Raw genomic sequence first — 11,659 nt, 5'->3', positions numbered from 1 at the left:
CCGCCGCGCGTCGCGCCTCCTCCACGCGTCGCGCAAGGCCCGCGATCTCCGCCGCCTCCGCCCGCACGGTTTCCTCGCGCGCGATCAGCGCCCGCCGCCGGTCGAGCGCCCGGGACACCCGCTCGGCGTCGGCGAGCGCGGTCGCCGCGTCCTGCCGTGCACGCTCGTGATCCGTGCGCGCCTCCTCCGCCGCGTCGGCCAGCTCGGCCAGCAGGCGCACGGTGTCGGGGGCGTCGGCGACCTCCAGCGCATCCACCCGCGTCGCCTCGCGCAGCCCCGTGAGCGCCTCGGCGACCCTCGCGTCGGCTGCGTCGGTGCGCGCCTTCGCGGCCGTGCGCATCTCGGCGAGCTGCTTCGCCGTCCGGTCGTAGACGGCCGTCCCGAACAGCGACTGCAGCACGAGCCGCCGCTGCTCGCCCGTGGAGCGCAGGAACTCGGCGAACTCGCCCTGCGGCAGCACGACCGTCTGCACGAACTGCGCGCGCGTGAGCCCGACGATGCGCTGGATCTCCGTGCCCACCTCCTGCGTGCTGGTGCCGACGACCTCGCCCGCGTCGGCGTCCGGCGAGGAGAGCCGCACGAGCGTGGCCGCCGCGTTCTGGTTCGTGGTGCCGGTGCCGCGGGCCTTCGGGCGCTGGTGCTGCGGGCTCCGGCGCACCCGGTGGATCCCCGCGGCCGTCTCGAACACCAGCTCCACGTACGGCTCCACACCGGGTGACGCGTGGTGGCTGTGCAGCCGGTCGCGGCTCGACCCCTCGCTCGCGAGCGACCCGTAGAGCGCGAACACCACGGCGTCGATGAGCGTCGACTTGCCGGATCCCGTGGGCCCCTCCAGCAGGAACAGCCCCGACCGCCCCAGCTCGGCGAAGTCGATGACGTGCTCGTCCGCGAACGGGCCGATCGCCTGGAGCGTGAGCCGGTGCAGGTCCATCAGGCGCTCCGGTCCGCGGCCAGGGCCTGCTCGTACGCCTGCCGCATGACGAGCGCCTCGGCCTCGGTCGGGGCCGCTCCGGTCGCGTACTCCACGAAGTCGGCGGCGACCTCGAGCGGATCCGTCGTCGCGTCGACCACGCGCGACCGCACGCCCTCGACCCGCCCCTCGGGCTCGTGCAGCACCACGAGCGCGTGCGGCAGCGCCTCCCGCACGCGCGCCACGAGGTGCGCCGGATGCACGGGATCGGTCACGTGCACGCGCAGCCACGCGTCGGCGAGGTCGGCGTGCCGCCCGTCGACGATCTCCGCGAGCGTCCCCGTGACCTCCGCGAGCCGCCGCGGCACGGGCGCCGGGATCAGCTCGACCGTCGTGGATCCGTCGGCGGCCAGCTCCACGAGCGCGCTCGACTTCCGCTGCATGCGCTCCCCGAACGAGAACGCGAGCGGCGAGCCGGAGTATCTGATGCGCGGAGTCCTGATGCGCGGCCGCGCGGATCCCGCCCGCACCTCCTGCGCCCCGTGCAGGTGCCCGAGCGCCACGTAGTCCGCGCCGGCGAACACCACCGCCGGCACCTGGTCGAACCCGCCCACGCGGATGTCGCGCTCGCTCTCGCTGGGCTCGGCTCCGGTGACGAACGCGTGCGCGACGACGACGACGCGCGCGCCGGGTCGGCCGGCGGCGTCGGCGCGCACCCGCTCCATCGCGGCGCCCAGCACGGCCTCGTGCGAGCGGGGGAGAGGAGGCGACCCGGGCGCGGCGAGCGTCGCGCGCACGGCTTCCGGATCCAGGTACGGCACCCCGTAGATCGCGACCGGCCCGTGCGCGTCCTCGATCACGACGGGCACGTCGAGCGCCTCCGGCGACGCGAGGATCCGCAGCCCGTCCCGCAGCAGCGCCGACGCGAACCCGAGGCGTGCGGCCGAGTCGTGGTTGCCGGGCGTGACGATGACGGTCGCGAGCGCGCTCAGCCGCGCGAGCGCGTCCCCGAGCAGCCGCACGCTGGGCACACCCGGCACCGCGCGGTCGTAGACGTCACCCGCGACGAGCACCACGTCGACCTCCCGCTCGCGCACGACCTCGACGAGGTGGTCGAGGAACGCGGCGTGGTGCGCGTGCAGGTCCTCGCCGTGGAGGGTGCGCCCAAGGTGCCAGTCGCTCGTGTGGAGGATGCGCACGCGGGTCCTTCCTCGGGGCGGGCTGCGGTGCCCGTCACCCTACCCGAGGGGGCCGACATGGCCGGGCCGGTCGGGATCGCTCGTGCCCGGGAGTCCCGCGACACCCTCGCGGTAGGATCGAGTGTGACTGGAGAGAACCTGCTCGGCGTGCCCGAGACGCGCCTGGCCGACGAGCCCGAGGTCGCCGCCCGCATCCAGGATGCCGACGGCCACCACGACACCCTCGGCGCCATCGCCGCCGACCACCCGCAGTCGTCGCTCGTCTGGGCGCTGCTGTCGGACTCCGCATACGTGCAGGGCGACCGCATCGCCTCGTACGCCTTCGCGCGCGTCGGCTACCACCGCGGCCTCGACTCGCTGCGGAAGTCCGGATGGAAGGGCCAGGGCCCCGTGCCGTGGAGCCACGAGCCGAACCGCGGCGTCCTCCGCTCCCTCTACGCTCTGCGCCGCGCGGCCGCCGCCATCGGCGAGGAGGAGGAGGTCTCGCGCCTCTCCGCCTTCCTGCGCGACGCGGATCCCACGGCCGCCGGCCACATCGAGGCCGCCACCGCCGGGGCGCTCCCGCCCACGGAGGCCATCGTCATCCGCGGCCAGGACTGATCCACCGCCACACCGCACCGCCCGCACCGCCGCACGCCACCCGATCCACCCCGACCGACCCGCCCCGACGAGGAGTGAGCCATGCCCGCAGTAGTGATCATCGGAGCCCAGTGGGGTGACGAGGGCAAGGGACGCGCGACCGACCTCCTCGGCAGCCGCGTCGACTATGTCGTGAAGTTCAACGGCGGCAACAACGCCGGCCACACGGTCGTCGTCGGCGACGAGAAGTACGCGCTGCACCTGCTGCCGTCGGGCATCCTCACGCCGGGCGTCGTGCCCGTCATCGGCAACGGCGTCGTCGTCGACATCGAGGTGCTATTCCACGAGCTGGACGCGCTGGCCGCCCGCGGCGTCGACGTCTCCAAGCTCCGCGTGAGCGCCAACGCGCACGTCATCACCCACTACCACCGCACCATCGACAAGGTGACCGAGCGCTTCCTTGGCAAGCGCCAGATCGGCACCACCGGCCGCGGCATCGGGCCCACGTACGCGGACAAGATCAACCGCGTCGGCATCCGGATCCAGGACCTCTTCGACGAGAACATCCTCCGCCAGAAGGTCGAGGCGGCCCTCGACGCCAAGAACCACATGCTCGTGAAGATCTACAACCGCCGCGCCATCTCGGCCGAGGAGATCGTGGAGAGCCTGCTCTCCTACGTCGAGCGCCTCCGCCCGATGGTGGGCGACGCGTCGCTCGAGCTCAACGCCGCGCTCGACGAGGGCAAGACCGTCCTGTTCGAGGCCGGCCAGGCCACGATGCTCGACATCGACCACGGCACGTACCCGTTCGTCACGTCGTCGAGCGCCACGTCCGGCGGCGCGGCCACGGGATCCGGCGTCGCGCCGAACCGGCTCGAGCGGATCATCGCGGTCGTCAAGGCGTACACGACCCGCGTCGGCGCCGGCCCCTTCCCCACGGAGCTGCACGACGAGTCGGGCGAGTACCTCCGCGCCAAGGGCTTCGAGTTCGGCACCACCACCGGCCGCCCGCGCCGGTGCGGCTGGTACGACGCGCCCATCGCGCGCTACACCGCCCGCATCAACGGCGTCACCGACTTCGTGCTCACCAAGCTCGACGTGCTCTCGGGCCTCGCGACCATCCCGGTCTGCGTCGCCTACGACGTCGACGGCGTGCGCCACGACGAGGTGCCCGTCTCGCAGTCCGACTTCCACCACGCGACCCCGATCTACGAGGAGTTCCCGGGCTGGCAGGAGGACATCACGGGCTGCCGCCGCTTCGAGGACCTGCCGAAGAACGCCCAGGACTACGTGACGGCCATCGAGCGCATGAGCGGCGCCCGCATCTCCGCCATCGGCGTGGGCCCGGAGCGCGAGCAGGTCGTCGTGCTGCACGACCTCCTCGAGGCCTGACCCTGATCCACGACGGCTGGCAGGACGACGCCCGCCTCGGCACGGACGCGTCGGACCTCGCGCGCTTCCTCAGCCGCGCGGACGCACGCACCATGAACCGCGAGCGCCTCCAGGCGGATCTCGACATGGGCCAGGAGCAGTACGTCGCGGCCTGGCGCGAGCTGCACCGCTTCGGGTACGTGTCGTCGGCGGAGCTGCGGCGGCTCGTCGTCGAGCGGTGATCCGCTAGCGGGTCACTCCCCGCCGTCGCGCAAGGAGCGGACCATGCCGCGCAGGATCCGCGTGGCCGCCTCCCGGTCGGCGTCGCTGAGGTCGCCGAGCATCCGCAGCTCGACCGCGCGCACCGCGGCGCTCGCCTTCGCCAGGTCGCGGCGGCCCTTCGCCGTGAGGCGCGTGGGCTGCACGCGGCCGACGGCCTCCTCGGCGGGGCGCGTCACGGATCCGTCGCGCTCGAGGGTCTGCAGCAGCACGTTCATCGACTGGCGCGTCACGAAGGCGCCGCGGGCGAGGTCGGAGTTCGAGGATCCGGGGCGCTGGGCGAGGAGCTCCAGGCACGAGTAGTGCGTGATCGTCATCCCGAGGGGGCGCAGCGCCTCCTCCATCGCCTGACGCAGGGCGCTCGCCGCCTCCTTCAGCAGGTAGCCGAGCGAGGTGGGGAGATCGATGCCGTCATCGCCTTGACTCATGTCAGCATTCTGACATACGCTTCCATATGTCAGGCATCTGACATCGAACGCAGGAGGCACCATGCCCGTCACCGGCCCCGACTTCATCTCGCTCCAGGTCACCGACCTCGACGCGTCGCGAGTCTTCTACGAGCGGTACCTCGGTCTCGTGCGCTCGCCCGCCGGACCCCCGCACGCCGTCGTCTTCACCACGACGCCCATCGCGTTCGCGCTCCGCGACATGGTCCCCGGCACCGACATCGCAGGCACCCCCCAGCCGGGCATCGGCGCGGCCATCTGGCTGCACGCGACGGACGTGCAGGCGATCCACGACGCGCTCGTCGCGGACGGGCACCGCATCGTGACGGCGCCGTTCGACGGGCCGTTCGGCCGCACCTTCACGTTCGCGGACCCGGACGGCTACCACGTGACGCTGCACGACCGGGCCTGACGCGGATCAGGCGCCAGGCACTCCCGCGAGGACCGCGGTCGCGATGCGATCCGCCGCCTGCTCCGGCGTGATGCGCGTCGTGTCGACCACCTCCGCCTCCGCGTGCAGCCACGTGCGAGCCGCCTCCGCGTACGGCTCCACGCGGGAGAAGCGGAAGGCGGACGGGCCGACGTCGGGATCGTGCTGGATGCGATCCCGGAGCGTGTCGGTGTCCGTGTGCAGCACGAAGTGGCGGATCGGGATCCCGTGCGCGGCGAGGCCCCCGCTGATCTCGCGCCAGTACGCCTCGACGAGCACCGTCATGGGCATCACGAGGGTGCCGCCCGTGTACTCGAGCACGCGGCGCGCGGTCTCGACGACGAGCGGGCGCCACGGGGTCCAGTGCTGGAAGTCGTCCAGCTGGGGGAGCGGCGGGCGGATGTCCATGAGCACCTCGCCGACCTTCTCGGCGTCGAGGAGGCGGCTGTCGGGGATCCGCTCCTGCACGAGCCCCGCCGTCGTCGTCTTGCCCACCCCGTGCGTGCCGTTCAGCCAGATGATCATGGCCGCAACCTACGGCGGAGGTCGCGCCGACGGCATCCGGCGAGCGATGGATCCTGGGTCGGCCTGGTCGCCGGGGCGACGGAGGACCAGGCTGGAGGGGCGGCGGGATCCGGTCCCGCCCGAGGACGCGCGGCCCCGCGCACCGGTGAGGACCCCATGCTCTGCATCGTCTACTCCAGCACCGCCGAGCGGTCCTTCGACGACATGGACCTCGCCCAGCTCCTCGCGCAGAGCCGCGCGACCAACGCGGCGCACGGGCTCACCGGTCTCCTCGTCCACCGGCAGGGACGCTTCCTGCAGCTGATCGAGGGCGAGGACGCCGACGTCCGGGAGCGCATGGAGGCGATCCTCGCCGACGACCGCCACGGTCGCATCTCCACGCTGATGGAGGAGCGCATCACCGAGCGGCAGTTCCCCGACTGGACCATGGGCATGGCGAAGTACGACGCCCGCGTGGCCGAGCGGATCCCCGGCTACCGCGACACCTTCGACGACCTGGAGGGCGAGCGTCCGGACGACGCCATCCGGCCCGCGCTCCGCGAGCTGATCCGATGGTTCCAGGAGGACACGGGCCGGCTGTCCTGACGGAGGCGAGCCACCCGACCTGCGGCTCAGGCGGTCGGCACCGTGCTCCGCCAGAAGTCCGCGAGGAGGTCCGCGCTCGCCTCCGGCTGGTCGACCTGGGCGGAGTGGCCGGCGTCGGCGACGACCTCGTAGCGGGCGCCCGCGCGCTCGGCCATGTCGCGCTGCCAGTCCTGGGGCCACGCGTCGTCGGCGTCGCCGTGGGAGACGAGCACGGGGATCCCCGTGGCGCGCAGCTCGTCGACGCGGTCGGTCTGCGCCTGCATGATCTGGAGCGCGCCGAGGAGCTGCGCCGACGCCGTGCCGAACAGGCGCGTGCGGAACCACGCGACCTCGGGGTCGTCGCCGTCGAGCTGCTCGGGCAGGAACCAGAGCGGCCAGAGCCCGGCGCTGCCCGACGCGCGGACGGCGTCGATCTGCTCGGCGCGCTCGCCGCGGCTGCGGGGGCCCGAGTTCCAGTGCGTGTAGCTGGCGAAGCGGCCGGGGTCGCGGATCACGGCCTGCATGCCGACGACGTCGCCGAAGCTGTGGCCGAGGAGGTGCACGGGTCCGAGGGGCGCGACGCGTTCCGTGTCGGCCGCGACGTGCCGGCCGCCGGGTCCGCCGACGCCCGCGAGCGCGTCGACCACGTGGTGCACGTCCTGGCCGAGGGTCTCGAGCTCGTAGCCGGTCGCGTCGACGGGCGGCTCGGCCTGGCCGGGGCCGGTGGATCCCCACTGCCCGCGCTGCGAGAACGCCACCACCGTGAAGCCGCGGTCGGCGAGCGGGCCCATGACCGGGAGGAAGTCCTCCTTCGATCCCGTGAAGCCGGGCACGAGCAGCGCGACGGGCGCGGTGGCCGGATCCCCGGTGCGGGCGGGCACGCGCACCGCCGACAGCCGCGCCGCCGGGACCTCGATCGTCAGGTCCTCCGCATCCTCGGGCCGATGCTCGGACAGGGGGCGCGGGGCGTGGGCGTCGGTGCTCATGTCGTCAGCGTAGGCCGGGGGCGGGTCCTGCACAGGTGCGCGACCGCGCCGTGGGCTGCGACATGCCCGCGTCGTCCTGCCCGCGGTCGGCGGCGCTGTGTACATTCGACCCATCGCGCGAGAGGGGCACCGTGGTCACACACGTACCGGTGCGTCCGGAGATGATCGGCTGGGCGCTCGAGCGTTCTCGCATGGACCCGGAGTCAGCGAAGTATCCGCAGTTCCGTCGGTGGGCGGACGGCGACGGAGCGCCCACCTTCCGCCAGCTGGAGACGTTCGCCCGAGCGGCGCATGTCCCGCTCGGATATCTCTTCCTCCCTCGACCTCCCCGCGAGGAAGTGCCCATCCCGGACCTCCGTACCATCCGCGATGCGGGGGTGCGAAAGCCGAGCCCCGAGCTACTCGACACCATCCATCTGGCACAACGACGTCAGGACTGGTTCCGCGATCATGCGCGCGATAGGGGTCAGCAGGAGTTGCCATTCGTGGGCTCCGTGAATCGCGACACGGATCCGCTCGCCGTCGCCGCCGACATCAGGAGCCGGCTGGGCTTCACGGTGGAGGCACGGCGCCGAGGGGACGCCCTGCGCACCGCCATCGATCTGGTCGAGGGACTGGGCGTCCTCGTCATGGTGTCCGGCATCGTCGGGTCCAACACCCATCGAAAGCTCACGATCGACGAGTTCCGTGGTTTCGCGTTGACCGACCCTCGCGCGCCGGTCGTCTTCGTCAACGGCGTCGATGCGAAGACGGCGCAGCTGTTCACGCTCATGCACGAACTGGCACACATCTGGGCGGGCCAGAGCGCGCTCTCCGACATCGAGTTCGATTCCCCGGCAGTCCACGCAGAGGAGAGATGGGCGAACGCAGTGGCCGCCGAGGTGCTGGTGCCCCGCGCCGATCTGGAGCGGGCCTACTCGGGCGACGCGAAGGACCCATCCATCGAGCTCCTGACGAAGCGGTACCGGGTGAGCGCCCTCGTCGTGCTGCACCGGCTCTTCGACACGGGCTTGCTCCCGTGGGATGAGTTCCGTCGGCGCTACGTCACCGAGGAGATCCGGGGGCGGGAACTGGCTGACCTGGAGGTCGCCAGCCGAAGCGACGGGGGGAACTACTACAACACCCACCTGCGTCACATCGGCCATGCCTTCGCACGTGGCGTCATCGTCGACACCATGGAGGGTCGCACACTGTACCGGGATGCGTTCCGTCTCCTCGATACGCGGAAGCACGCGACCTTCACGGAGATGGCGGAGAGGCTCGGGGTGGCGTGATGTACGTCCTCGACGCGAACGTCTTCATCCAGTCGCATCGTGCGCATTACGGACTCGACTTCGTGCCGGCGTTCTGGCATTGGCTCGAGCGGACGTTCCTCGCGGGACAGCTCGTCAGCATCATCCCCATCCGCGACGAGATCGCCGCGGGCGAGGACGACCTCTCTGAGTGGGCGAAGGAGCACCCGCGTCTCTTCGTCGCCATGGATCAGGCGTGCGCGCCGAGCCTCGGCGCGCTGGCGGGCTGGGTCCTCGGCGCCGGATACACCGATGCCGCATCCCAGGAGTTCCTCTCCGTGGCGGATTACCAGCTCGTCGCGTTCGCGCATGCGCATCAGCTGACCGTGGTCACCATGGAGCGGTCGGAACCGAACCGTCGGAGCAAGGTGAAGATCCCTGATGCGTGCGCGGCGTTGGGCGTCGACTGCACCACGCCGTTCGACATGCTCCGTCACGAAGGGGCCTGCTTCGTCCTCGGGGATTGACAGGGGGTCTCACGCACTGACGGTCACCGAGAGCCGTGTCACATCGCAGGATCCACCGGCAGCGTCACCCGGAAGCGCGCGCCCGCGCCCGGCTCCGCGGACAAGCACACCAGGTCGCCGCCCTGGGCGCGGGCGAGGGCGCGGGCGATGGGGAGGCCGAGGCCCGCGCCGCCGTCCTGGCGGTCGCGGCCGGCGTCGAGGCGCACGAGGCGGTCGAAGATGCGCTCGCGGTCGGCGTCGGGGACGCCGGGGCCGTCGTCGGCGACCGTGATGCGCACGGATCCGTCGTCGGCCGCCTCGGCCTCGACGCGCACCTCGGATCGGGCGTAGCGGGCCGCGTTCTGGAGGAGGTTGTCGAGGATCTGCGCGAGCCGGTCGGGATCCGCGCGCACCGCCGGGGGAGCGCCGCGCACGTCGGCGACGACGCGCACGTCGGCGACGACGCGCGTGTCGGGCGTGCGCGCCTGCTGCTGGGCGACCGCCTGCTCGACCGCGGCGGGCACGCGCACGGGCCGGCCCTCGACCGAGAGGCCCTCGTCGAGCCGGGCCATCATGAGCATGTCGTCGACCAGGCGGCCCGCGCGTATCGCCTCGCGCACCACGTGCACCGACAGGCGCTCGCGCTCCTCGGCGCTCGGATCGGTGCGGACGAGGGCGTCGGCGGAGGCGCGGATCCCGGCGACCGGCGTCCGCAGCTCGTGCGCCGCGTCCGCCACGAAGGCGCGCATGCGCGCCTCGGCCGCGAGGGCCTGGCGCTCCGCGTGCTCGATGTCGTCGAGCATCTCGTCGAACGCGGTCGCGGTGCGGCCGAGCTCCGTGCCGGGCCGGGTGGGGCGGAGGCGGCGGCCGCGGTCGCCGCGGCCGATGGAGCGCGCGACGCCCGTCATGTCCTCGAGGGGCTGCAGGGTCCGGCGCACCACGACGACGAGCGCGACCGCCGCGAGCAGGAGGAACGCGAGGGAGGCGACCGCGAGGATCCCGCGGAGGGAAGCGAGCGTGTCGTCCACGGATCCGGTGCCCGCCGCCAGCTCGAGCACCGTGCCGTCGCTGAGGTCGGAGCGGAGGGTGAGGGCGCCGTCCGACGAGCTGACGGCGCTCGAGGTGACGGTCACGGCGTCGGCGCGCGTGGTGGGCGTCGCGGTCGTGGCGGGGCCGGGTGCGGAGCCCAGCGGATCCGGCCCGGGCAGCGTGGCGCCGAGCGGATCCCGGCCGGGCCGCGCCGAGACCGCCCCGCCATCCGGGCTCGTGATCTGCACGGCCACGCCCTGCGCGCTCAGCCGCTCCGCGAGCGCGTCGTCGTCGAGCACGCCCACGAGCGCGGCGGCGGCGGATGCGCGGTCGGCCAGCCGGTCCTGGATCTGCTGCCGCAGCTGCGCACCGAGGATCGCCTGCACGGTGAGCGACAGCGCCACGAGCAGCACGGCGAGGAGCGCGAGCACCGCGAGCACGGTGCGGGTGCGGAGGGATCCGGTGCGCAGCGGCGCGTCCGGGGCTGCGATGCGGGAGCGCGCCCTCACGCCTCCACCCGGTACCCGAGCCCGCGGACGGTGTGGAGGAGCCGCGGACCGTGCGCCTCCATCTTCTTGCGCAGCGCGCTGATGTGGACCTCGACGAGGTTCGGGTCGGCGTGGTCGTAGCCCCACACCTGCGTGAGCAGCTGCGTCTTCGAGAGCGTGCGGCCGCGGTGGGCGGCGAGGTAGGCGAGCAGCTGGAACTCGATCGAGGTCAGCTCGAGCGGCTCGCCGCCGCGCCGGGCGAGCCCTGCGTCAGGATCCACGAGCAGGTCGCCGATCTCCACCACGGACGCGAGCCGCCCGCGCCGCCGCAGCACCGCGCCGACCCGCGCCACCAGCTCGGCGAGCGCGAACGGCTTCACGATGTAGTCGTCGACGCCATGGCCGAAGCCGCGCAGGCGGTCCTCGACGGCGTCGCGCGCGGTGAGCATGATGACGCCCGCGTCGCTCCAGCGGCGGATCCGCTCGGCCAGCTGGATGCCGCTCGGCCCGGGGAGCATCCAGTCGAGCACCACGAGGTCGGGCAGGAAGCCCTTGACCTCCTCCTCGAGCTCGACGCCGGACGCGAGGCCGCGGACGACGAAGCGCTCGGCGGTGAGGGTGGAGACGACGGCGGCGCGGATGGCCTGGTCGTCCTCGACCACGAGGACGCGTGCGGGAGGGAGCATGCCCCGACTGTAGGAGCCGCGGATGGGCGATCCCGGGCCCATGTCAGCTGGGGCCGCGGAACTTAAGGAGGACTTCAGATCCGCTGCCGAGCCTGGATCCACGACCGCCGGCGCACCCGCGCCGCGGCGGACACGGAAGGACCACCATGGACGACACCATTACCGTCTTCGAGAAGGGGCCGGGCGCGCGGACGCCCGGTACCCCGACGCCCGCCCCGCGGAAGCGTCGCGCGGGCATCGCCGTCGGCATCGCGGGCGCGTCGCTCGGCCTCGTCGCGCTGTTCTCCTCGGCGGCGTACGCCGACGGGAACGGCGGCGACACCAGCGGCCAGGCCGGATCCGGGAGCGGCACGACCGCGACCTGCCCCGCCCCGCCCGCGCTGCCCGACGGCACGACGCCGCCCGCGCCCGTGACCCTGCCGGACGGAT

Annotated in this window: 14 protein-coding genes and 1 pseudogene; 8 read left to right on the top strand and 7 right to left on the bottom strand. The window is 73.1% G+C overall.

Annotation, left to right across the window (positions count from 1 at the left end; translation table 11 throughout):
• Positions 1-931 (bottom strand): AAA family ATPase (locus HDR73_RS15035; protein WP_287136475.1); only part of this gene is annotated, 931 nt, incomplete at its 3' end.
• A complete protein-coding gene (locus tag HDR73_RS15030) occupies positions 931-2,109 on the bottom strand; it encodes an exonuclease SbcCD subunit D (RefSeq protein WP_012299457.1) in 1,179 nt (392 codons plus the stop codon). The genes HDR73_RS15035 and HDR73_RS15030, both read right to left, overlap by 1 nt.
• A gap of 123 nt (positions 2,110-2,232) precedes the next feature.
• On the opposite strand from HDR73_RS15030, the gene HDR73_RS15025 reads away from it, so the two are divergent.
• The 3 genes from HDR73_RS15025 to HDR73_RS15015 all read left to right on the top strand — a co-directional run bounded on the left by HDR73_RS15025 (position 2,233) and on the right by HDR73_RS15015 (position 4,301).
• Positions 2,233-2,709 carry a DUF3151 domain-containing protein gene (locus HDR73_RS15025; RefSeq protein WP_041464626.1) on the top strand — a complete coding sequence of 159 codons (477 nt, stop codon included), beginning with the start codon at positions 2,233-2,235 and terminating at the stop codon, positions 2,707-2,709.
• Positions 2,710-2,790: 81 nt separating this feature from the next.
• Entirely contained in the window at positions 2,791-4,080 is a 1,290-nt protein-coding gene (locus HDR73_RS15020) for an adenylosuccinate synthase (RefSeq protein WP_012299455.1), read from the top strand.
• A gap of 92 nt (positions 4,081-4,172) precedes the next feature.
• Positions 4,173-4,301, top strand: coding sequence for a hypothetical protein (locus HDR73_RS15015; protein WP_011931910.1), 129 nt, complete (start codon positions 4,173-4,175; stop codon positions 4,299-4,301).
• Between the two features lie 12 nt (positions 4,302-4,313).
• On the opposite strand, the gene HDR73_RS15010 is transcribed toward HDR73_RS15015, so the two are convergent.
• Positions 4,314-4,766, bottom strand: coding sequence for a MarR family winged helix-turn-helix transcriptional regulator (locus HDR73_RS15010; protein ID WP_012299454.1), 453 nt, complete (start codon positions 4,764-4,766; stop codon positions 4,314-4,316).
• 61 nt (positions 4,767-4,827) lie between these two features.
• Between HDR73_RS15010 and HDR73_RS15005 the strand changes: the two genes are divergently transcribed.
• Positions 4,828-5,196, top strand: a complete 369-nt coding sequence (locus HDR73_RS15005) for a VOC family protein (RefSeq protein WP_012299453.1) — start codon at positions 4,828-4,830, stop codon at positions 5,194-5,196.
• A 6-nt stretch (positions 5,197-5,202) separates the two neighbouring features.
• Here HDR73_RS15005 and HDR73_RS15000 read toward each other — a convergent pair whose 3' ends face one another.
• Positions 5,203-5,739: a P-loop nucleotide/nucleoside kinase family protein gene (locus HDR73_RS15000; RefSeq protein WP_012299452.1), complete on the bottom strand. Its 537-nt coding sequence runs from the start codon at positions 5,737-5,739 to the stop codon at positions 5,203-5,205.
• Positions 5,740-5,895: 156 nt separating this feature from the next.
• Here HDR73_RS15000 and HDR73_RS14995 point away from each other — a divergent pair, with 156 nt between their 5' ends.
• A complete protein-coding gene (locus HDR73_RS14995) occupies positions 5,896-6,324 on the top strand; it encodes a BLUF domain-containing protein (protein ID WP_012299451.1) in 429 nt (142 codons plus the stop codon).
• A 26-nt stretch (positions 6,325-6,350) separates the two neighbouring features.
• Here the strand turns inward: HDR73_RS14995 and HDR73_RS14990 are convergent, their stop codons facing one another.
• On the bottom strand, positions 6,351-7,289 hold the full coding sequence (locus HDR73_RS14990) for an alpha/beta fold hydrolase (RefSeq protein WP_012299450.1): 939 nt from the start codon (positions 7,287-7,289) through the stop codon (positions 6,351-6,353).
• 131 nt (positions 7,290-7,420) lie between these two features.
• Here HDR73_RS14990 and HDR73_RS14985 point away from each other — a divergent pair, with 131 nt between their 5' ends.
• Together HDR73_RS14985 and HDR73_RS14980 are read left to right on the top strand one after the other, a co-directional pair.
• Positions 7,421-8,563, top strand: a complete 1,143-nt coding sequence (locus tag HDR73_RS14985) for an ImmA/IrrE family metallo-endopeptidase (protein WP_012299449.1) — start codon at positions 7,421-7,423, stop codon at positions 8,561-8,563.
• A complete protein-coding gene (locus HDR73_RS14980; RefSeq protein ID WP_041464624.1) occupies positions 8,563-9,048 on the top strand; it encodes a DUF4411 family protein in 486 nt (161 codons plus the stop codon). Before HDR73_RS14985 ends, HDR73_RS14980 begins: the two co-directional genes overlap by 1 nt.
• A gap of 38 nt (positions 9,049-9,086) precedes the next feature.
• Here the strand turns inward: HDR73_RS14980 and HDR73_RS14975 are convergent, their stop codons facing one another.
• Both HDR73_RS14975 and HDR73_RS14970 read right to left on the bottom strand, forming a co-directional pair.
• Positions 9,087-10,565, bottom strand: a complete 1,479-nt coding sequence (locus HDR73_RS14975; protein ID WP_094169853.1) for a sensor histidine kinase — start codon at positions 10,563-10,565, stop codon at positions 9,087-9,089.
• Positions 10,562-11,230 (bottom strand): response regulator transcription factor, encoded by a 669-nt coding sequence (locus tag HDR73_RS14970; protein WP_041464623.1) that lies wholly within the window; start codon positions 11,228-11,230, stop codon positions 10,562-10,564. The genes HDR73_RS14975 and HDR73_RS14970 overlap by 4 nt, the downstream gene beginning before the upstream one ends.
• 146 nt (positions 11,231-11,376) lie before the next feature.
• Between HDR73_RS14970 and HDR73_RS14965 the strand changes: the two are divergent.
• Positions 11,377-11,659, top strand: a pseudogene (locus HDR73_RS14965) (hypothetical protein); the annotation flags it as partial.

The sequence above is a fragment of the Clavibacter sp. genome, assembly GCF_014802555.1.
Taxonomy (GTDB): domain Bacteria; phylum Actinomycetota; class Actinomycetes; order Actinomycetales; family Microbacteriaceae; genus Clavibacter; species Clavibacter sepedonicus.
This window is presented reverse-complemented; position numbering and strand designations above follow the sequence as displayed.

What these genes read in the sequence shown, in the direction of transcription:
- HDR73_RS15005 (WP_012299453.1), top strand. Translation starts at nt 4,828, where the DNA reads ATGCCCGTCACCGGCCCCGACTTCATCTCGCTCCAGGTCACCGACCTC.
- HDR73_RS15020 (WP_012299455.1), top strand. Translation starts at nt 2,791, where the DNA reads ATGCCCGCAGTAGTGATCATCGGAGCCCAGTGGGGTGACGAGGGCAAG.
- HDR73_RS15015 (WP_011931910.1), top strand. Translation starts at nt 4,173, where the DNA reads ATGAACCGCGAGCGCCTCCAGGCGGATCTCGACATGGGCCAGGAGCAG.
- HDR73_RS14980 (WP_041464624.1), top strand. Translation starts at nt 8,563, where the DNA reads ATGTACGTCCTCGACGCGAACGTCTTCATCCAGTCGCATCGTGCGCAT.
- HDR73_RS14970 (WP_041464623.1), bottom strand. Translation starts at nt 11,230, where the DNA reads ATGCTCCCTCCCGCACGCGTCCTCGTGGTCGAGGACGACCAGGCCATC.
- HDR73_RS15010 (WP_012299454.1), bottom strand. Translation starts at nt 4,766, where the DNA reads ATGAGTCAAGGCGATGACGGCATCGATCTCCCCACCTCGCTCGGCTAC.
- HDR73_RS15000 (WP_012299452.1), bottom strand. Translation starts at nt 5,739, where the DNA reads ATGATCATCTGGCTGAACGGCACGCACGGGGTGGGCAAGACGACGACG.
- HDR73_RS14995 (WP_012299451.1), top strand. Translation starts at nt 5,896, where the DNA reads ATGCTCTGCATCGTCTACTCCAGCACCGCCGAGCGGTCCTTCGACGAC.
- HDR73_RS14990 (WP_012299450.1), bottom strand. Translation starts at nt 7,289, where the DNA reads ATGAGCACCGACGCCCACGCCCCGCGCCCCCTGTCCGAGCATCGGCCC.